Here is a 19,699-nt window from a genome sequence, read left to right as displayed (position 1 = left end):
CGATGGATTTCTCAGGGAATCACCGATAACATCCCCCTCTCCACCAACTTTTTCCTCTTTACTTCGCCGCTCCCGTTTTGCCCGCAATGACAAGGGGTCCGGCCCGGCTGGGCCCGGTCCCCCATTTGCCTCTTCCGGTTGCCCCTCGAGCTGCGGACGCGCAGCGATGCTCTTAGAGTCGAATCCGGCATCACTGGACAAGTGATGACATTTCGCTGCAAGGAGACTCTGATGCTCGCTCAAGAAACCCTCCGACTCGTCGCGACCCCCACCGAGGCAGCCGCGATCGGAACACTGATGGTGGAGCCGGAAGCCACGGTCAGTGATCCGCCACTGCCCGCACCCGAAGCGGCGGGCTTCCTGCTCGCGCTGCTCCTCCTGTCCCCCAAGGAGCCGAAGGAGCCGAAGGGCAAGTGAGCTCGCGGGCGGATTTCGCCGCGGCGGCCGATGATCTGGCGATCCGTGTCCTTGGTGCCCTGCGGGGCGCCAAGGGCACGGCGCTCGTTGCCCGCCACATCGACAGCGCCCCCGACGCCCTGGCGGCCCTCGCCGCGATCCGGGTGATCGGTGCGGACACCTTCTCCCCGTACGTCCTGGCCGGCGCGGCCTTCCACGCCGAGGACGCGGCCGCCGTGGCCCGCTCCTTCGAGGCGTTCCCGCTGCCGGGCAGCGGGCCCTCGGCCCCCGTGGACGAACGGACCGCCGCCTGGCGCGACTGGGCGACGGCACAACTGCTCTCCCGGCTGGGCGGGAGAGGCACCTGGCGCGTGGACGCCGCGCAGCCCGAGGGCGACGTCGCCCTCGCCGACACCGCGGACTGGCAGCGCTGGTCCGTGCGCATGGCCCAGCTGGCGACCCTCGCCACCCCCGGCCTCGAAGGGCCGGTGCACGACGCCGCCCGCGGCGCGGCCCTGCCGCTGAGCCGGGGCGTCACCCGCTCCGTACTGCGCCGCGACTTCCCCACGGCGGTACGCCTGATCCGCTGGCTCGCGTGGCTCGCCCACGAGGGCGTGCCGCTCCCGCTGGAACCGCTGCTCGCGCTCGAACACGTACGGCTGCTGGGCGGCGAGAGCCCGCGGACGGCCCTGGACCTGGCCGTCGCGCGCCACCTGCTCGAAGGGCGGCACCACCAGGGCACGCAGGAGGTACGGACATGACGGTTCCCGAGCCCGTGGCCACGGCGGCCCGCAGCATGGCCGACCGGGCCCTGTCCTGGCTGCACGCCAACCGCGCCCACGGCGCCCTCCCGGAAGGCACCACGGAGACGATCGCCGACCCCGACAGCGTCTACAAGCCGCTCGGCGAGACCACCCTCGCCGCCTCCGTCCTGCTGCGCGACGGCGTCGCCGGGGCGGGCCAACTGGTCGCCGCGCAGGCCCTGATGGACTTCACCTGGCGCCAGCTGCGCGAGGGCGACATGCTCTACGAGCGCCAGCTCCGGCACACCCTGATGACCGACCCGCTGGAGATGTACGCGCCCTTCGTCCGCTGCGGCTACCGCCACGCCGACCTCGACCGGCTGCTGGCCCACCGCGCCCGGCTGCGCTCGGTGGACGGCGTCGAGCTGCTGCCCAACCGCCGGCTCGCCGTCGCCAACGCCGCCCGCGTCGCCGGGCTCGACCACGACGCCGACTGGGCGGCGCTGGCCCGCGCCACCTGGCTCGGCTCCACCCCCGAGCCCTGGGCGATCAACTGGATCACCGCCTACGCGATGACCCACACGGTCTTCCACCTCACCGACTGGGGCGGCCGCCCGCACGGCCTGCCGCCCGACCTCACCGCCTACGTACGGACCTGGCTGCCGGTGTGGATCGACATCTGGCGCGAGGTCGGACAGTGGGACCTCGTCGCGGAGCTGCTCATCGTCGGCGCCTCCCTGGACGAGCCCTACTGCGAGCCCTCGGACTGGGAGGCCATCGCCGCACTCCAGCACGAGGACGGCTTCGTCCCCCGGGACGCCGACCCCGTCGACGACGACCCGCTCCAGCGCTTCAAGGACCACCAGCACACCGTCGTCGTCACCGCCGTCGCGGGCTCCATCGCGCTTGCACGCGCGGCGCGCGAGCCGTGAGCACGGCGCTCGACAGATTCCTCACGCCCCTCCTGGGCGCCGCCGACGGGGCACACGCCGTGGCCGTCGCGGCGGTGCGCGGCGAGGAGTGCGCGGTGCTGTGCCGGGGGCCCGCCGAGCCCGGCACGCGCTTCGAAGTCGGTTCCCTGACCAAGACGTTCACCGCGCTGCTCCTCGCCGAGCTCGTCGCCCGGGGGGAGGTGCGCTACGACGACCCCGTGGACCGCTATCTGCCGAGCGCCGTACCGGGCCCGCCGATCACCCTGCTGCACCTGGCCACCCACACCGCGGGGCTGCCCCGGCTGCCACCGGGGCTGATCGGCCGGGAGGCGCGCGCCACGTGGTTCAGCAATCCGTACGCGGCCTTCACCTCCGCCGACCTGATGGCCGCCCTCCCCCGCACCCGGCTGCACCACCGCCCCGGCACCCGGGTGCGCTACTCCAACTACGGCGTGGGCCTGCTGGGTCACACCCTGGCCCGCGCCGCGGGCGGTGACTACGCGGAGCTGCTCACCGAGCGCGTCCTCGCGCCGCTCGGCCTGACCGACACCGACTGCGACCCGTACCGCCCCCAGGCGCTCGGCCACTGGCACGGCAGGCCGCGGCCGCCCTGGCTCATCCCCGGGCTGCCCGCCGCGGGCGCCCTGCGCTCCAGCGCCCGCGACCTCATCCGCTGTCTGCTGGCCCTGCTCGCACCCGACCGCGCCGACCTCACCGGCCTGCCCCCCAGCCTGCGGGCCGCGCTCGCCGACGTGCAGCGCCCCCGGCTGGCCCTGCCCCGCTCGGGCAGCCGCGTCTGTCTCGTCTGGAACCTGCGCCCCCGCGAAGGGCGTCCGCTGCTCCATCACTCCGGCGGGACAAGGGGGTTCAGCGCCTTCGCCGGCTTCCTGCCCGGTTCCGGCTGCGCGATCGCGGCCCTGGCGGACACGGCCCCGACCCTGCTGGCGCCCTTCATCCAGGCCGCGTACGGCACGCTGTGCGCCCTCGACGGCTCAGCCGTCGGCCACGTGGCGGGCGACCGTGGCCGCGAACTCCCGGGCGGAGGGCGAGAGAGCCGACCACTGCCGGGCGGCCCAGCCCACGTCCAGTGACGGGATGCCGGTGACGGGGATCAGCCGGACGCCGTCGCGGGACTGGTCCCGCAGCCCCGGCACCGCGGGTATCAGCGCGTGCCCCAGCCCCAGCTCCGCGAGGAGCAGGGCGGTGTCCCAGTCGGTGGCCCGGGTGGTGGTGGCGCGCGGCGGGAGGCCGTGCGCGCCCAGATAGTGCTCCACCTGACGGCCCGAACTCGTCCCCGCGGGCGGCCGGATGAGCCGGGTCCGCGCCAGGTCCTCGGCGCACAGCGCGGTCTCCCGCGCCAGCGGGTCGTCCGGCCGCACGGCGAGCACCCACTCCAGGCTGACGACCGGCCGCAGTTCGACTCCCTGGACGTCCCCGTCCGGGGCGATGGTCACCCAGGCCAGGTCGACGGAACCGGCCCGCAGCACGTCCAGGCAACGACCGCTGGACCGCTCGGTGTGGAACTCCAGGCCCACATCCGGGAACGCGCCGTTGAAGTCCTTGATGGCCGGGCCCAGGAAATTGCGGATCGTCGTGGCACCCGTCGCGATGACGACCCCGCCGCCGTGCCCGGTGCGCAGCTCCTCCAGCAGCCGCAGCCCCTCGGCCAGGGCGGTGAGACTGTCGGCGGCGGCGCGCTGGAGGATCCGGCCGGCGGGGGTGGGCACGACCCCTCTCGGCTGGCGCTCCATCAGAGGCACGCCGACCTCCTTCTCCAGCCTCCGGACGTGCTGGCTGACCGCGGACTGCGTGCAGTTCATCTCGCGGGCCACGGCGCTGAGGTTGCGGGCCTCGCACACCATGACGAACACCTTCAGGTCGTCCAGGGTCATGGGGTGAAGCTTAAGCTTTTGCTTGGACCTGTGGTGGCAACTCTTAGGATTGACTGGGTGAGTGACGGGGCGCCATGATCTGTCGTGGCGGCAACCTGGGCGCGGCCGTTCGCTCCGAGCATGCGCGGGGTCGACCGAGACGTAGCCGCAACCAGGTGCCGACCGTCCCGCCGTTGCCGCCTGCGGCGGGAGCGCCCTGCGGGCGCGTCCTCAAACGCCGGACAGGCTGTTCTCACGAACCCTTGCCGGAGAAGCTCCGGCCCAGTACCGGGACCGCGTTCAACAGCTGCTCCGTATATGGATGTTGCGGCGCGCTCCATACATCCGCCACCGGACCCCGCTCCACCACCCTCCCCCCTCTCATCACCATCACGTCGTCGCACAGATACCGGATCACCCCCAGGTCGTGCGACACCACGCACAGCCCCATCCCCCGCTCCCCCGTCACTCCCCGCAGCACGTCGAGGATCTGTGCCCGCACCGAGACGTCGAGCGCGCTCACCGGCTCGTCCGCGAACAGCACCGACGGTTTTGGGGCGAGTGCGCGGGCGATGGCGATGCGCTGGCGCTGGCCGCCGGAGAACTGGTGGGGGTAGCGGGCCGCCGCGTCCGCCGGGAGGCCCACCGCGGTCAGCAGTTCCGCGACCCGGCCGGGGGAAGCGGCGCCGCGCAGGGGCTCGGCGACGATGTCCCGTACGCGCATGCGCGGGTCGAGGGAGCCCATCGGGTCCTGGAAGACGACCTGGAGGCCCACCCCGTCCGCGGTCTCGACCGTGCCCGCCGTCGGCCGGTCGAGACCGGCGAGCAGCCGCAGCAGCGTCGTCTTGCCGGAACCCGACTCGCCCACGACGCCGAGACGCCGGCCCGCGCGCAGCTCCAGGCCGACCTCCTCCAGGGCGGTGAAGTGGGCGCGCGGCGCGAAGGGACGGGTCCGCGGCCGCGCATAGCGGCGGGTCAGCTTCCGGGCGGTGAGCAGCACCCTCCCGGCCTCCCGGGGCGCCTCCACGGGCGGCGGCGTCGCCTCGGTCGCGGCGGCACCGGTCCTGGGGTGCCAGCAGGCGACCGTGCCGCCCGACGCGTCGGCCACCCGCTCCGGGCGCACGGCGCACGCGTCGTCCGCGTACGCGCACCGGTCGCGGAAGACGCAGCCCTCCGGCAGCGCGCCGGGCGCGGGCACGGTGCCGGGGATCGCCTTCGGGCGGGCGCCGGGCGACAGGTCGCAGGCGGCGAGGAGAGCCTCGGTGTACGGGTGGGCCGGGCGGGACAGCACCTGCCGCACCGGGCCGCTCTCCACGATCCGCCCGCCGTACATCACCAGCACCCGGTGGCACACGGAGGCGACGAGCGCGAGGTCGTGGCTGATGTAGAGCACCGCCGTGTCCCGCTCCGCGGACAGGCCGGTGATCAGGTCGACGATGTCCTTCTGCACGGTGACGTCGAGCGCGGTGGTCGGTTCGTCGCAGATCAGCAGGGCCGGGTCGTTGGCGAGGGCGATGCCGAGCACGCCGCGCTGCCGCTGCCCGCCGGACAGTTGATGGGGGTGGGCGCGCGCGGCGCGGGCGGGGTCGGGGAGCCGCAGCCGGTCCAGGAGGTCCACCGCCGTGGCCCGCGCGGCGGCGCGCTCCGTACGGGTGCCGTGCAGCCGCAGGGTCTCCGCGATCTGGGGGCCGACCCGCATCACCGGGTTGAGGGCGGTCATCGGCTCCTGGAAGACCATTCCGGCGAGCCGGCCCCGTACGGTCGACAGGTCCCGGTCCGAGGCGCCCACGAGGTCGAAGGGCACGCCGTCGAGCCGGGCGCTGCCGGTGGCCCGCAGCCCGTCGTCGAGGAGGCCGAGCAGCGCGAGCGCGGTGAGGGTCTTGCCTGAGCCCGACTCGCCGATGACGCCGAGCCGTTCGCCGCGCGCGAGGGAGAAGGAGACGTCGCGCACGAGCGGTACGGCACCGGCGTCCACTCCGAGACCGGTGACCTCCAGCAGCGGCGCGGTGGTCATCGGACTCCTTCGAGCGTGGGGTCGAAGCGGTCGCGCAGCCCGTCGCCGAAGAGGTTGAGGCCGAGGACGGCGGCGGCGACGGCGAGCCCGGGCCACAGGCACAGCTCGGGCTCGGAGAAGAGCAGCTCCTGGGAGTCCAGGAGCATGCGCCCCCAGGAGGGGGTGGGCGGCGGGGTGCCGAGGCCCAGGTAGGACAGGGCGGCTTCGGCGAGCACGGCGGTGGCGAAGGCGACGGACACCTGGACGATGACCACGTCCCGGATGTTCGGCAGGACGTGCCGCCAGGCGATGGCCGTACGCGAACGCCGGGCGAGCCGGGCCGCGTCGATGTACTCGGCGGCCATGACCCGCAGCGTCGCCGCCCTGCTGACCCGGGCGAAGCCGGGCGCCGAGGCGATGCCGATGGCCGTCATCGCGGTGAGCGTGCTGGTGCCGTAGACGGCTGCCAGCATGATCGCGAGCAGCAGCGCGGGGAACGCCAGCAGGAAGTCGCCCACCCGCATGACCAGCGCGCCGAGGGCGCCGTCGGACATCCCCGCGGCGATCCCCGCCGGCACCCCGAGGAACACCGCGAACCCCACGGCCACCACGCCGACGAAGACGGTGGTGCGGGCGCCGGTCATCAGCCGGCTGGCCACGTCCCGGCCGAACTGGTCGGTGCCCAGCAGGTGTCCGCCGCCGGGCGCCGCCAGCCGGTGGGCCGCGTCGACGTGCATCGGGTCGTAGGGGGTCCACACCAGCGAGAGCAGCGCGGCGGCCAGGACGAGGACGACCAGGGCGCCACCGGCCGTCAGCGTGGCACGGTGTCTCATCAGCGGCTCCGCAGCCTGGGGTCGAGCAGGTGGTAGAGCAGGTCGGTGACGACGTTCACCACGAGCACGGCCACCACGAGGACGATCACCACGCCCTGCACCAGCAGCAGGTCGCGGTCGGCCACGCCCTGCAGCAGCAGGTCGCCGAGGCCGGGGACGACGAAGACGCGTTCCACGACGACGGCGCCGACGAGCAGCGTGCTGAGCTGGAGGCCGAGCACGGTGAGGACGGGGACGGCGGCGTTGGGCAGGCCGTGCCGCCACAGGGCGGCGCGGCGGCGCCTGCCCTTGGCGCGGGCGGTCCGCAGGAAGTCCTGGTGCAGGACGGTCAGCACGGCGGAGCGCACATAGCGGGTGAGGACGGCGCCCTGCACCAGGCCCAGCGACAGGCACGGCAGGACGAGGTGGCGCGCCCATTCGCCGGGGTCCTCGGCGAGCGGGGTGTAGCCGCCCGCGGGCAGGGCGCCCGCCCGGACCGCGAAGACGTAGACGAGGAGGATGCCCGCGAGGAAGGCGGGGATCGCGATGCCCGCCTGGCTGAGCGCGGACAGCAGCGCGCCCGCGGCCTTGCGGTGCCAGGCGGCGGCCAGCACCCCTGCGGGCAGCGCGAGCAGGACGGCCACGAGCATGCCGCCGAGCGCCAGCCAGCAGGTGACGCCGAAACGGTCGGTGATCCGGGGGCCGATGAGGTCGTGGGTGACGTAGGAGGTGCCGAAGTCGCCGTGGAGCAGCCCCTGGGCCCAGTCGAGATACTGCGTGACCAGCGGCCGGTCGGTGCCGAATTCGTGCCGCAGCGCCGCCACGGCGTCCGGGGTGGCGTTGGTGCCGAGGGCCACCTCGGCGGGGTCGCCGGGCAGCACCGCCAGGAACGCGAAGACCACGAAGCTCGCGATCACCGCGCTGGTCAGCAGCGAGGCGAGCTTGCGCAGCAGCAGTCTCACTTCTTGGCCCACCGGACGCCGGTGAGCTCGAAGCCCTCGCCGACCTGGTTGACGGGCAGGCCGGTGAGGTTCTTGTCGGCCACCATGAGGTTGGGCATCAGGTAGAGCCAGTCGGCGGCCGCGTCGTCGGACAGCAGCCGGGCCGCCTCGCGGTAGCGGGCGGTCTCGTCCTGGGGCTTCCCGGCGTCGCCCTCCTTGAGGAGCTTGCCGTACTCGGGGTTGTCGTAGTGGAAGTAGTAGCTGCTGTCCGCGAAGGTCCACAGGTCGCGCGGCTCGGCGTGGTCGATGATCGACATGTCGTAGTCGCCCTTGGTGAAGACCTCGGACAGCCAGCGCGCGGGGAACTCCAGCGGCTCGATCTCCACCTTCAGCCCGACCTGGTCGAGCTGGGACTTCACGACCTGGGCGGCGGAGACCGCGTACGGCATGTTGGGCACCCGCAGCCGCAGGCTCTTCCCCTCCGCGCCCGCGTCCTTGAGGAGTTCCTTCGCCTTGGCCGGGTCGTACGGGTAGCGGCCGGTGAGGTCCTCGTACCAGGGGTCGGTGGGGGTGGCCATCGTGCCGATGAGCTTGCCGTGGCCGGAGCGCGCGGTGTCGACGAGCGCCTTGTGGTCGATGGCGTGCCGGACGGCCTGGCGGACGCGCTTGTCCTTGAACGGCTCGCGGGCGTTGTTCATCGACAGGACCACCTCGCCGGTGGAGGTGCCCTCGATGGTCCGGAAGCGGTTGGTGTCGGCGAAGCGGGACAGCGACTCGGGGGCCTGGACCGTGCCGAGGACGTCGATGCTGTTGGTGAGCATGGCGTTGTTCATCGCCCCGGCGTCCTTGAAGTACTTCAGGGTCACCTTGCTCAGCTCGGGCTTGGTGCCCCAGTAGGAGGCGTTGCGGTCGAGGACGATGCGCTCGCCGCGGCGCCGCTCGGCCAGCTCGAACGGCCCCGTGCCCACGGGGTGGTTGGCGAGGTCGGCCACGCCGGTGCGGCTGAACATCGCGCCGATTCGCTCCGTCATCGAGAACAGCCAGCCGTTGCTGGGGCGGCTCAGGGTGACCTTGACGGTGTGGTCGTCGGTCTTCTCCGCCTTCTCGACCACGTCCATCTGGCGGGCGATCTTCAGCTTCCAGTCCTTCTTGACGCGGTCGATCGAGAAGACCGCGTCGTCGGCGGTGAAGTCGGCGCCGTTGGTGAACCTCACGCCCCGGCGGAGGTGGAAGGTGTACGTCCGGCCGTCGTCGGAGCGTTCGTACCGCTCGGCGAGGTGCGGCTGGATCCTGCCCTGCTGATCGAGGCGGACCAGCCCCTCGTAGACGCTGCCCAGCATCGCCTGGGGAATGGCCGCGCCGTCGGTGGTGGTGAAGTCCAGGCTCGCCGGCTCGGCGATGAGACCGACGGACAGGGTGTCGGTGGTACCGGAAGCGGATGATCCGCCACCGGAACCGCATCCGGCCAGCACGCCCCCGAGCAGGGCACAGCCGGCCACGAGGACGGGCAATCGCTTCGACCTGGTCACTGTGTCTCCGCACGGACTTGGAATCGGTGGCCCTCGGGAAACCATTCCACGGGATGCGGGGCCACGCCATGGATCGAACGGGTAGGTGATCGACTTCACGCATCCTTACCCGGAACGAGAGCGACTGCCACCCCCAACTCAATTGACCATGACGCGTGTTCGGCTCATGATCGACGGTAGCTTTTCACGCGCTTCCGCTTCTTCCGGCCAGAGTGGAGTCCGTATGACCTCGATCCTCACCGAACCCGTCACCGGTCCCGGCGCCTGGCGGGCCGCCGACTTCACCGGCGAGGACGACTGGGTGGTGACCCTCGCACAGGAGGAGGTCCGCGAGCTCGACGCGGTACTGACCTCGGCCAGGATCCGTGAACTGCCCCTGGAAGCGCTGACGATGGCCGACTTCCCGCTCCCCGCGCTGGCCAAGACCCTCGAAAGGGCCGTGCAGGACCTGGAGTTCGGGCGCGGCTTCACCGTGCTGCGCGGCCTGCCCGTCGAACGGTGGACGCCGGACGAAGCCCGCCTCGCGTACTGGGGCATCGCCCTGCACCTGGGCACCCCCGTCTCGCAGAACGCCGACGGGGAGCTCATCGCCCACGTCAAGGACTACGACGAGGGCGGACTCGACAACCCCGCCACGCGCGCCTACCGCACGCGCAACGCCCTGCCCTTCCACACCGACAGCTCCGACATCGTGGGCCTGCTCTGCCTGCGCGGCGCCGGGCAGGGCGGCGGCGTCAGCACCCTGGCCAGCTCCATGACCGTGCACAACCACCTGCTCGCCCACCATCGGGAGCTGCTCGGCCTCTACTACCGCGGCTTCGTCTACGACCGGCGCACGGAGGAGGGCTCGGAAGAGCTGCCCTATTACCGCAATGCCGTGTACGGCTATTTCGACGGGCAGTTGAGCTGCCGCTTCTATATGACGCACTACATCGAATCGGCGGTGGCGAAGACCGGGATTCCGCTGAGCGGGATCGAGCGGCACGCGTTGCGGTTGTTCCAGGACATCGCCGAGTCCGACGACCACCGGGTGGAGATGACCTTGCGGCCGGGGGATCTTCAGCTGCTCAACAACAATGTGGTCGTGCATGGGCGCTCGGCGTACGAGGACGAGCCGGGGCAGCGGCGGGATCTGCTGCGGCTGTGGCTGAACACGCGCTATGCGCGGCGCATCCCGGAGGATTTCGCGCGCTTCCGGCGGGGGATGCCGCGGACGCGGCGCTGAGCGTTTTCGTTGACCGGGGGCTTCGCCCCCGGACCACCTGATGCCCTGCGGGCGGCTTGTTCCCCACCCCGCCCCTTCCCGGCTGCGTCGATCTGCGGCTCCGCCGCGTGCGGGGCTCCGCCCCCAGACCCCCAACGGTGCGCAACTCAGCCCGTCCGGCGTTTGAGGACGCTCCCCCAGACTCCGTCCGGGGGGGGACCCCCAAGGGCGCCCCCGCCGCAGGCGGCGAACCGGCCCGCAGTCGGGGGTCTGGGGCACGCGCCCCAGTTTCGGGAAGGGGCGGGGCTGGGGAAAAAGCCCGCCGCAGGGGGCACCTCCCAGCGGTAGCTGGGGGAGCAACCGACCCGCACCCAGCGGAAAGCGCGCCCTAAATCGCGATCGCCGTCACGACCAAGCCCTCGTCCGCCAGCCAGCGGCCCGTGAAGCCGTCCAGGCGGCGCCCCCCGACCACCGGCCCCGGCACCAGCAAGCGCGCCGAGAACGTCTGCGCGTCCGGGTCGAATTCGAGCTCCGCCTCGCTGAAGTCGAGCTCCTGGCCGGTGAGTGGGTACCAGGTCTTGAAGACGCTCTCCTTGGCGCTGAAGAGCATCCGGTCCCAGAAGACCTCCGGCCGCCGCGCGGCCAGGCCCGCGAGCCGCGACCGCTCGCCCGGGAGGGCTATGGCCTCCAGGACGCCTTCGGGCAGCGGACCGTTCGGCTCGGCGTCGATGCCGATGGACACGGCGTCGGCCGCGCGCGCCACGACGGCGGCGCGGTAGCCGTCGCAGTGGGTCATGCTGCCCACCACACCGGCGGGCCAGCCCGGCGCGCCGCGCCGGTTGGGGAGCAGGGGCACCGGATCCAGGCCGAGCCGCCCGAGCGCCTTGCGCGCGCACGCCCGCACGGTCGCGAACTCGCCCTGCCGCTTGGGCACCGCGCGCGCCACGTGGGCCGCCTCCTCGGGGAGGAGCAGGTGTGCCACATCGGCCGGAAGAGCGCCGAAATCCTCCTCCGAAACGCTCACCGAAGGCAGTATGCGCTCGATCACCGTGCTGTTCCTCGCTGTTCATCGGCCGGTCGGGGCAGGATCTGCCGCAGTGGTTCACGTGGTGGTCTGGGCCGCCACTCGCGCGGATAGCCGACGGAGACCTCCTCGAAGCGGACTCCGTCGTGCCAGGTGACGCGCGGGATGTGCAGATGGCCGTAGACCACGGCCGCCGCGCGGAACCTCAGGTGCCAGTCGGCGGTCAGCTCGGTGCCGCACCACTGGGCGAAGTCGGGATACCGCAGGATCTCCGTGGGGTGCCGCACCAGCGGGAAGTGGTTGACGAGGACGGTGCGGTGCGCGGGATCGACGGCGGCCAGCCTGCGCTCGGTGAACTCCACCCGCGCGCGGCACCAGTCGTCGCGCCCCGGATAGGGGTCCGGGTGCAGGAAGTGCTCGTCGGCGCAGACCACTCCCGCCTCGTGGGCCCGGCGCAGGGACTCCTCCTTGGAGTCGGCGCCGGGCACGCGGAAGGAGTAGTCGTAGAGCACGAAGAGCGGGGCCACGGCCACCGGGCCGCCCTCGCCGTGCCAGACGGGATAGGGGTCCTCGGGGGTGGCGACGCCCAGGCTCCGGCAGAGCTCCACGAGGCGCAGATAGCGCTTCTCGCCCCGCAGGTCGACGGGGTCCTTGGGGTGGGTCCACAGCTCGTGGTTCCCCGGCGCCCAGACGACCTTGGCGAAGCGGCCGGCGAGGAGGCTCAGGGCCCACTCGACGTCGGCGTACTTCTCGGCGACGTCACCGGCGACGATCAGCCAGTCGCCGTCGCTTTTCGGCCGCAGCTGTTCGACGAGAGTGCGATTGTCCTTGTAGACGACGTGCAGGTCACTGACCGCGAGCAAGCTTCCGTTGGGCACCGTGATGTCCTCCCCGGCCTCCGAAACTAATCGATCAACCGTCCGGAAGGAAGCGTTCACGGCCCTTTCCACCCCTGTGGGTCACTTCGCCCACCACATGGCGCCACCCGGTGCCACCAGGTGCCACTCCATGCCCCCAAAAGCCCCTGAGCAACGCATAGCGCCACAACGACTCAGGCTGGCACCATCACATTTCCGCAGGTCAGAGCAGCAACACTCAAGCTCACCTCACCCGAGGCGCCATTCGGCCTTGCGTGTGGCGCCATAGTGGTGCCACTATTGCGTCATGGACCTCACGCCGTATGTCGACACCCTCCGCCGCGAACTCGCGGTGGCCGCCGAAGCCGGCGGGGAGGATGCCCGCGAGCTGGCCGAGCGGCTCACCGCTCCCCTGGAGTCGGCGACCCGTCTGACCATGCTCAATGTGCTCTCCGCCGCGATGGACGAGGTCACCCGCGAGCTCGCCCCCGGCTCGGTCGACGTACGGCTGCGCGGGCTCGACCCCGACTTCGTGGTGACCCTGCCGCCCGCCGACGGCGGCGCCCTCACGGAGGCCGAGCCCGCCGGACCGCTCGGAACCCCGGCCCCCGCCGATGCCGACGAGGGCGGCACCGCCCGCGTCAACCTGCGCCTGCCGGCCCACCTCAAGGCCCGCGCCGAGGAGGCCGCGAGCCGCGAGGGCCTGTCGGTCAACGCGTGGCTGGTGCGCGCCGTGTCGGCCGCGGTCGACGGCGGCGCCCGGCCGCGTACGGCGGAGAAGACCCGGACCGTCGGACAGAGCTTCACGGGCTGGGTGCGCTAGCCGCGCCCCCTCTCCCGCACCACAGCACCCGAACAGCACAGCACCCACGCCACGTCCCACCAGCGGGGACGCCCCGAAGACCCAAGAGGACGGGACAGCCATGCCTTCTTTCGACACTCCCGAAGCGATCTCGGTCACGGCGCATGTGGTAGCCGGTTCCATCCAGTTCACCGCCGGCGACCGCTCCGAGACCGTCGTCGAGGTGCGGCCCCGCGACCCGGAGAAGGACCGGGACGTGCGGACGGCCGGCCAGACCGAGGTCACGTACGCGAGTGGAGTACTGACCGTCAGGACGCCCAGGACCAGCCCGTTCGGCCGCACCGGCGTCGTGGACGTGACGGTCGAACTGCCCACGGGTTCGCACATCGACATGACCGGCGCCTGGACCCAGGTGCTCGGCGAGGGCCGGCTCGGCGAGGTCCGCGTGAAGACCTCGTCCGGCGACGCCCGTTTCGACACGACCGGCCCACTGCAACTGACCGCGTCGCACGGCTCGATCACCGTGGACCGCGTCGAGGGCGCGGCCGAGATCACCACCAGCTCCGGCAGCCTGCGTGTCGGCCTCGTCGACGGCCCCGCCGTCCTGAAGAACTCGCACGGCACCACGATCGTCGGCACCGCGGCCGGCGAGCTGCGGGTGAGCGGCGCCCACGGAGACATCGAGATCGGGCGCGCCGGGGACTCGGTCACCGCCACCACCGCCCACGGCACCCTGCGGGTGGGCGAAGTGGCCCGCGGCACCGTCCAGCTGGAGACCTCCTACGGTGCCATCGAGGTCGGCGTCCGCGAGGGCACGGCCGCCTGGCTCGACGTCAGCGCGGGCTCCGGCCAGGTGCGCAACACCCTCACCGCATCCGAGACCCCGGGGAAGGCCGAGGACACCGTCGAGGTCCGCGCCCGCACCCGGCACGGCAACATCGACGTCCGCCGCGCCAAGGCCTGAGCGCCACATCCTCAACCGGCCCCGCACCTCACCCACTTCAGCCTCCGAACGGAGGGCCCCATGCACTCTTCTGTCATGCCCACACCAAGGCAGGGTGACGGTCACCCGTCCCCGGCCGCCGTCTCCACCATCGACCTGCGCAAGTCCTACGGCGACAAGACCGTCCTCGACGGCATCGACCTGCACATCCCGGCCGGATCCGTGTTCGCGCTGCTCGGGCCCAACGGCGCCGGCAAGACCACCGTCGTGAAGATCCTCTCCACCCTCATCACCGCCGACGGCGGCCAGGCCCAGGTCGCGGGGCACGACATCGCCGCATCACCGGACGGGGTGCGTGCCGCGATCGGTGTGACCGGGCAGTTCTCGGCGGTCGACGGGCTGATCACCGGTGAGGAGAACATGCTCCTCATGGCGGACCTGCACCACCTCTCCAAGCGGGAAGGCCGGCGGGTCGCCGCCGAACTACTTGAACGCTTCGACCTGGTGGAAGCGGCGAAGAAGCCCGCCTCCACCTACTCCGGCGGCATGAAACGCCGCCTCGACATCGCCATGACACTGGTCGGCAGCCCGCGGATCATCTTCCTCGACGAACCCACCACCGGCCTCGACCCACGCTCCCGCCACAACATGTGGCAGATCATCCGCCAACTGGTCACCGGCGGCGTCACCGTCTTCCTCACCACCCAGTACCTGGACGAAGCCGACGAACTCGCCGACCGCATCGCCGTACTCAACAACGGCAAAATCGCCGCCCAAGGCACCGCGGAAGAGCTGAAGCGGCTGGTACCCGGCGGGCACGTCCGGCTCCGCTTCACCGACCCGGCCGCCTACCAGTCCGCCGCCCTCACCCTGCGCGAAGCCACCCGCGACGACGAAGCACTCGCACTGCAACTCCCCAGCGACGGCAGCCAGCGCGAACTGCGCTCCATCCTCGACTGGCTCGACTCCACCCACATCGAAGCCGACGAACTCACCGTGCACACCCCCGACCTCGACGACGTGTTCTTCGCCCTGACCGGCGGCACCGACAAGCCCAAGGAGACCGTCCGATGAGCTCTCTGGCCCTCGCCGTGCGCGACTCCTCCACCATGCTGCGCCGCAACCTCCTGCACGCCCGCCGCTACCCCTCCCTCACCCTCAACCTCCTGCTCACCCCGATCATCCTGCTCCTGCTCTTCGTCTACATCTTCGGCAACACAATGAGCGCGGGCATCGGCGGCGGCGGCCGCTCCGCATACATCGCGTACATCGTCCCGGGCCTCCTGCTGATGACCGTCGGCAGCACCGTGGTCGGGACCGCGGTGTCCGTCTCCAACGACATGACCGAGGGCATCATCGCCCGCTTCCGCACCATGGCGATCCACCGCGGCTCCGTACTCATCGGACACGTCATCGGCAGCGTCCTGCAATCCATCGCCAGCGTGATCCTCGTCGGCGCCGTCGCCGTCGCCATCGGCTTCCGATCGACGCATGCCACGGCCCTGGACTGGCTGGCGGCGTTCGGGCTGATGGCACTGGCCGCCCTGGCACTCACCTGGATCGCCGTCGGGATGGGCATGGTCAGCCCGAACGCCGAGGCCGCCAGCAACAACGCACTGCCGCTGATCGTCCTGCCGCTCATCTCCAGCGCCTTCGTCCCGGTCCACGCGATGCCCGGCTGGTTCCAGCCGATCGCCCAGTACCAGCCGTTCACCCCGGTCATCGAAACCCTGCGCGGCCTGCTGCTCGGCACCGACATCGGCAACAACGGATGGCTCGCCATCGCCTGGTGCCTCGCTCTCACCGCGCTCGGCTACTACTGGTCGAAGGCGGCCTTCAACCGCGAGCCGAAGTAGCCGGGAAGACCGTGCGGGCGGCGCACTCCGACACCGCGTCGGAGTACGCCGCCCCGTCCGCGTCGGCGCGCGGCTACGCGGACTCGCGGTCGTACGTCACCACCAGCGTCTTGTCGAGCGCGTCGAAGAGTTCCGCCAGCGACTCGTGGTCGGGCGCCTCGCCGTAGACGATGGCGGCGAACGCCTGGGTGCCCTCGCGCCAGTCGACCGGCTGGCCGGGGCGGCGGACGACCTCGACGCGCCGCACGCCCGGCAGGGCCTTCGCTTCCTTGACGCCCGTCATCGAGACGATCTCGCGGGCGGCGAGCGGCGGGGCGAAGAAACGCTGGAAGGCGATGCGCCGGGGCGCCGGAGCCGTGAGGTCCGCGGGCACCCGGCCCAGGGCGCAGTCGAAGGCGGTGCGGATCATCGGGAAGCCCGTGGCCCGGCCGACGGTGTCGTCGATGAAACCGCCCAGCCTGCCGTTGACCTCGATCAGCCGCGGGCCCTCGGCGGTCAGCTTGAACTCGGTGTGGGTGATGCCGCACGTCACCCCCAGCGCCCGCAGCGCCTGTTCGGTGGCCTCGGTGAGCCGGGCGGCCGTACGGTCGTCGACGCTGCCGGGGAAGAAGGCGCCGGTCTCGCGGAAGGGCGCCAGCAGGGGCGGCTTGCCCGTGATGCCCACCTGGACGGTCCGGCCGTCCACGACCACCGACTCCACGGAGACGTAGTCACCCCACCGCGGCCCCGCGACGGCGGGGTCCCCGACGAGGTACTCCTCCAGCACCAACTCGCTCTCGCCCGCGGCCAGCAGCTCCTCGACCGTGCGGACGCAGTCCTCCACCGTCCGCGCGAGGACCGTGTTGCGGCTGCCCGCGCCCTGCCGCGGCTTGACGACGGCCGGAGCGCCCACGGCGGCTGCCGCGGCGGCGGCGTCCCCGGGCGCGGAGACGGCGGCGTAGCGGGGCAGCGCGGGGACGCCCGCGGCGGCGAGGGTCGCGCGCTGGAGGTGCTTGTCGACCAGGGCGGCGGCCGTTACCGGGGAGTGGAAGGCAAGCCCCAGGTGCTGCGCGAGCGCGGCGGTGGCTTCTATGGTGCGGTCGCTGAAGGTGGTGATCCCGTCGATGCCGAGGGTTTCGAGCCGCCGGGTCGTGGCTTCGGCCAAGGGGGATCCGGCGTCGAATTCCACGACGGTGCCGATTTCCCGGAGGAGCGGGAGGTCTTTGGCCACGGTGGCCTGGGACGGGTCGCAGAGGAGGACGAGTTCGCTGTGTCCGGTGGCGGCGACGGCCAGTTGGAGAGGGGTCACGGAGCCGTTGTCGTGGACGATCGCGAGACGGGGTGGCATTTCGGAGAGAGCCTTTCGAGTGCGAGCCGGACGGGCCTGGATCACCCGCCCAGCAGCTGACGAAGCACGAAGAACGTCACCGCTCCGATCGCCGCCACCGCGAGGAAGTTCTTGAGGAGGCGGCCGGCGATCAGGGTGACCACGCCGCCGATCAGCGTCGGGACCGCCCAGTCGCCGCCGCCCTCGTACATGGGCGTGACGACCTCGGGGAAGACGAGCGCGGCGAGCACCGCCGCCGGGACGTAGTTCAGGGCAGTCTTCACCGGGCCGGGCAGTTCCCGGTCCTGGAAGAGCACGATGGGGAGGTAGCGCGTGGCGAAGGCGCAGGCCGCCATGCCGACGATGAGCAGGGTCAGGAACACTCAGGCCACCTCCGTGGACTTCGCGCGCTTCTTCTCCCAGACGTCGCAGCCCGCGCCGATCGCCGCGCCGCCGAGGGTCGCGACGACGAGCCCGAGGTTGTACGGGAGGGGGTGCGCGGCCAGGGCGAGCGCTCCGGCGCCGAGCACCGCGGCCCACACCTTCCAGTTGACCATCGCGCCCGCCATCATGGCGATGAAGATCGCCGTCATGGGGAATTCGAGGCCCTGGCCGGCGATGTCCGGTACGGCCGAGCCGAGGATCATGCCCAGGACGAGGGACGTGATCCAGTTGGTGAACATCGCCATGGAAGCGCCGAGGAAGTACCACTGCCGGTCCCGGATGCCGGTCAGCGTCTTGAACTTGTCGACGACGATGAAGAAGACCGCGTCGACCAGCCCGAAGGCCAGCAGGGCGCGCCAGCGCTGCGGCAGGTCCCGCATGTGGGGCCGGAGCATGATCGCGTAGATCATCATCCGCAGGCTCAGCACGAGGGTGGTGAGCAGGATGATCGGCCAGCCCACCCCGTCGCGCAGCAGCTGCTGGCCGGCCAGCATCGCGGTGCCGGAGTTGACGGCGGCGGCCATGGCGACGGTGCCCGCCCAGCCGATGCCCCCGGCGATGCCGGCGGCCCCGGCGATGATGCCCATGGGGAACGCGCCGATCATGAACGGGGTCATGGCCCGCGCCCCCGCCCAGAACTCGGCCCGGTGGGTGTCCCCGTCGCCGGACCCGGCTCCCGCGTCGACGGCCGCGGTGTCCCCGCCGTCCGCCGCGGCCGCCACCGGCTCACGCGTGCCGACGCGTTCGTCCGCCGCACCGGGCTCCTTGGTCCCGCTGCATACGGGATCGTCCAACGGGTCCACCTCCCTTCACATAGCCACCAGGGGAATTTATGCAGACTGCGAGTGCCCCCGGCCGGTTAGTCGGTCCTTGAGCAACGGGGCCACCTCGCTGCGCAGCTCGGCGGGCGAACCCAGGCGGAGAGACTCCACCGCGGCGCGACGATAGAACAGTTGAGCGTCGCTGTCTTCCGTCATCCCGTACGCACCGTGCACCTGCATGGTCTCCGCGGCGATCTTCCGTGCGGTTTCGGCCGCCATGGCCAGCGCCTGCGCGGCCTCCAGCCGGGGCGCGCCCGCGGGCCGGTCCGCCTCCCAGGCCGCGGCCCTGACGACGAGGCGCACGGCGTCGAGACGGGCGGTGAGGTCGGCCAGCCGCAGCGCGATCACCTGTTGGTGCCCCAAGGGCTTGCCGAACTGCTTGCGGGATTTGGCGTAGGAGACCGCCAGATCGAGCGCCCCCTGACCGAGCCCGACGAGATAGGCGGCCTGCCGGACGCGGGCGCCGTCGAGGACCGTCCGCCAGATCTCCGCGAGCGTGGTGCCACCGTCCGTTTCCAGCCAAGTATCGACAGGGGCGTCGGCGAACCCGACCGCGTACAGCTCGCCCCGCCCGAGCTCCTCGTGGCGCCGGGCGGTCACCCCGGGCGCGTCCGGCCGTACGAGCGCGGCGCGCACCGTGCCCCCGGCGCGGCCGATCACCAGGAGACGGTCCGCCTCCGGCACGAAACCGACGAAGGACCGGGAGCCGGTGACGGTGTTCCCGTCCGGGCCGACGGTCAGCGGTGCCGGGTCGGCGGTGGTCCCGGTGCCGGTGTCGCGGGCCGCGAGCGCGATGCGGGTGCCTTCGGCGACGGCGGCGAGGAGCTCGTCCCGCGCGCTGCCGGCGGCTGTGCGCGAGACGAGCTCGGCGGCGGCCGCCGTGTCCAGCAGTGTCCCCTGGTAGAGGACGTCGCCCAACTGCTCGGCGGCGATCGCCCAGGACTCCTGGCCGAGCCCGGCGGACAGGCCGAGGTCGGTCAGGGCCTGGTGGATCATGGCGCGGATGTCGGGGTTGTCCTCGGTGTCGGCATGGGGCGAGCGGTCTGCCATGCGGCGAACGAGGGGGGTGAGCTCTTCGTCCAGGAACTCTCCGAGTTGCTCCTGGAGGGCTCGTTGATCCGGGCTCAGGGTGGTCTTCATGTGGGTTCCTCAGTGTGGCTGGTGTGTGGGGGCGGGGGGTTTTCCCCTGCCCGCCCCTTCCCGCAACCGGGGCTCCGCCCCGGAC

General features: G+C 72.0%; 20 protein-coding genes. 9 read left to right on the top strand and 11 right to left on the bottom strand.

What is annotated here, in order from left to right:
- Positions 1 to 231 precede the first annotated feature (231 nt).
- Genes DXZ73_RS24060 through DXZ73_RS24045 form a run of 4 tightly spaced genes read left to right on the top strand, consistent with a single transcriptional unit; the run spans position 232 to position 3,162 of the window.
- Entirely contained in the window at positions 232 to 417 is a 186-nt protein-coding gene (locus DXZ73_RS24060; protein WP_116213139.1) for a hypothetical protein, read from the top strand.
- Entirely contained in the window at positions 414 to 1,157 is a 744-nt protein-coding gene (locus DXZ73_RS24055; protein ID WP_116213138.1) for a hypothetical protein, read from the top strand. The genes DXZ73_RS24060 and DXZ73_RS24055 overlap by 4 nt, the downstream gene beginning before the upstream one ends.
- On the top strand, positions 1,154 to 2,071 hold the full coding sequence (locus DXZ73_RS24050; RefSeq protein WP_116213137.1) for a DUF6895 family protein: 918 nt from the start codon (positions 1,154 to 1,156) through the stop codon (positions 2,069 to 2,071). Before DXZ73_RS24055 ends, DXZ73_RS24050 begins: the two co-directional genes overlap by 4 nt.
- Complete coding sequence (locus DXZ73_RS24045) at positions 2,068 to 3,162, top strand: serine hydrolase domain-containing protein (RefSeq protein ID WP_116213136.1); 1,095 nt, start codon at positions 2,068 to 2,070, stop codon at positions 3,160 to 3,162. The genes DXZ73_RS24050 and DXZ73_RS24045 overlap by 4 nt, the downstream gene beginning before the upstream one ends.
- On the opposite strand, the gene DXZ73_RS24040 is transcribed toward DXZ73_RS24045, so the two are convergent.
- From DXZ73_RS24040 to DXZ73_RS24020, 5 genes are all read right to left on the bottom strand, one after another.
- The gene (locus DXZ73_RS24040) at positions 3,064 to 3,963 is read right to left on the bottom strand and encodes a LysR family transcriptional regulator (RefSeq protein ID WP_116213135.1); all 900 of its coding nucleotides are present in this window, start codon (positions 3,961 to 3,963) and stop codon (positions 3,064 to 3,066) included. The two genes, DXZ73_RS24045 and DXZ73_RS24040, sit on opposite strands and share 99 nt — an antisense overlap.
- Positions 3,964 to 4,195: 232 nt before the next feature.
- Complete coding sequence (locus DXZ73_RS24035) at positions 4,196 to 5,956, bottom strand: ABC transporter ATP-binding protein (protein ID WP_116213134.1); 1,761 nt, start codon at positions 5,954 to 5,956, stop codon at positions 4,196 to 4,198.
- Complete coding sequence (locus DXZ73_RS24030; protein ID WP_116213133.1) at positions 5,953 to 6,768, bottom strand: ABC transporter permease; 816 nt, start codon at positions 6,766 to 6,768, stop codon at positions 5,953 to 5,955. Before DXZ73_RS24030 ends, DXZ73_RS24035 begins: the two co-directional genes overlap by 4 nt.
- Complete coding sequence (locus DXZ73_RS24025) at positions 6,768 to 7,721, bottom strand: ABC transporter permease (RefSeq protein WP_240351470.1); 954 nt, start codon at positions 7,719 to 7,721, stop codon at positions 6,768 to 6,770. The genes DXZ73_RS24030 and DXZ73_RS24025 overlap by 1 nt, the downstream gene beginning before the upstream one ends.
- On the bottom strand, positions 7,706 to 9,217 hold the full coding sequence (locus DXZ73_RS24020) for an ABC transporter substrate-binding protein (RefSeq protein WP_240351469.1): 1,512 nt from the start codon (positions 9,215 to 9,217) through the stop codon (positions 7,706 to 7,708). Before DXZ73_RS24020 ends, DXZ73_RS24025 begins: the two co-directional genes overlap by 16 nt.
- Before the next feature lie 223 nt (positions 9,218 to 9,440).
- Between DXZ73_RS24020 and DXZ73_RS24015 the strand changes: the two genes are divergently transcribed.
- Positions 9,441 to 10,442 carry a TauD/TfdA family dioxygenase gene (locus tag DXZ73_RS24015; protein WP_162890309.1) on the top strand — a complete coding sequence of 334 codons (1,002 nt, stop codon included), beginning with the start codon at positions 9,441 to 9,443 and terminating at the stop codon, positions 10,440 to 10,442.
- Positions 10,443 to 10,809: 367 nt separating this feature from the next.
- Here DXZ73_RS24015 and DXZ73_RS24010 read toward each other — a convergent pair whose 3' ends face one another.
- Both DXZ73_RS24010 and DXZ73_RS24005 read right to left on the bottom strand, forming a co-directional pair.
- Entirely contained in the window at positions 10,810 to 11,469 is a 660-nt protein-coding gene (locus DXZ73_RS24010) for a 4'-phosphopantetheinyl transferase superfamily protein (RefSeq protein ID WP_116213131.1), read from the bottom strand.
- Complete coding sequence (locus tag DXZ73_RS24005; protein WP_116213130.1) at positions 11,466 to 12,323, bottom strand: metallophosphoesterase family protein; 858 nt, start codon at positions 12,321 to 12,323, stop codon at positions 11,466 to 11,468. The genes DXZ73_RS24010 and DXZ73_RS24005 overlap by 4 nt, the downstream gene beginning before the upstream one ends.
- A 286-nt stretch (positions 12,324 to 12,609) precedes the next feature.
- Here DXZ73_RS24005 and DXZ73_RS24000 point away from each other — a divergent pair, with 286 nt between their 5' ends.
- The 4 genes from DXZ73_RS24000 to DXZ73_RS23985 all read left to right on the top strand — a co-directional run bounded on the left by DXZ73_RS24000 (position 12,610) and on the right by DXZ73_RS23985 (position 15,903).
- Positions 12,610 to 13,125, top strand: coding sequence for a toxin-antitoxin system HicB family antitoxin (locus tag DXZ73_RS24000; protein WP_116213129.1), 516 nt, complete (start codon positions 12,610 to 12,612; stop codon positions 13,123 to 13,125).
- A gap of 100 nt (positions 13,126 to 13,225) precedes the next feature.
- On the top strand, positions 13,226 to 14,068 hold the full coding sequence (locus DXZ73_RS23995) for a DUF4097 family beta strand repeat-containing protein (RefSeq protein WP_116213128.1): 843 nt from the start codon (positions 13,226 to 13,228) through the stop codon (positions 14,066 to 14,068).
- A gap of 75 nt (positions 14,069 to 14,143) precedes the next feature.
- Positions 14,144 to 15,121, top strand: a complete 978-nt coding sequence (locus tag DXZ73_RS23990; RefSeq protein ID WP_116213127.1) for an ATP-binding cassette domain-containing protein — start codon at positions 14,144 to 14,146, stop codon at positions 15,119 to 15,121.
- Positions 15,118 to 15,903, top strand: coding sequence for an ABC transporter permease (locus DXZ73_RS23985; protein WP_116213126.1), 786 nt, complete (start codon positions 15,118 to 15,120; stop codon positions 15,901 to 15,903). Before DXZ73_RS23990 ends, DXZ73_RS23985 begins: the two co-directional genes overlap by 4 nt.
- A 73-nt stretch (positions 15,904 to 15,976) precedes the next feature.
- Here DXZ73_RS23985 and DXZ73_RS23980 read toward each other — a convergent pair whose 3' ends face one another.
- Genes DXZ73_RS23980 through DXZ73_RS23965 form a run of 4 tightly spaced genes read right to left on the bottom strand, consistent with a single transcriptional unit; the run spans position 15,977 to position 19,614 of the window.
- Positions 15,977 to 17,230 carry an ATP-grasp domain-containing protein gene (locus DXZ73_RS23980; RefSeq protein ID WP_116213125.1) on the bottom strand — a complete coding sequence of 418 codons (1,254 nt, stop codon included), beginning with the start codon at positions 17,228 to 17,230 and terminating at the stop codon, positions 15,977 to 15,979.
- Positions 17,231 to 17,271: 41 nt separating this feature from the next.
- The gene (locus DXZ73_RS23975) at positions 17,272 to 17,592 is read right to left on the bottom strand and encodes an AzlD domain-containing protein (protein WP_116213124.1); all 321 of its coding nucleotides are present in this window, start codon (positions 17,590 to 17,592) and stop codon (positions 17,272 to 17,274) included.
- Entirely contained in the window at positions 17,593 to 18,447 is an 855-nt protein-coding gene (locus DXZ73_RS23970) for an AzlC family ABC transporter permease (RefSeq protein WP_116213123.1), read from the bottom strand. It abuts the gene before it with no gap.
- A 36-nt stretch (positions 18,448 to 18,483) separates the two neighbouring features.
- The gene (locus DXZ73_RS23965) at positions 18,484 to 19,614 is read right to left on the bottom strand and encodes an acyl-CoA dehydrogenase family protein (protein ID WP_116213122.1); all 1,131 of its coding nucleotides are present in this window, start codon (positions 19,612 to 19,614) and stop codon (positions 18,484 to 18,486) included.
- Positions 19,615 to 19,699: the final 85 nt, after the last annotated feature.

The organism is Streptoverticillium olivoreticuli subsp. olivoreticuli, from assembly GCF_003391135.1.
Classification (GTDB): Bacteria; Actinomycetota; Actinomycetes; order Streptomycetales; family Streptomycetaceae; genus Streptomyces; species Streptomyces blastmyceticus.
Note: the sequence above shows the minus strand (reverse complement) of the source record. Positions and strands in the feature narration are given on the sequence as shown.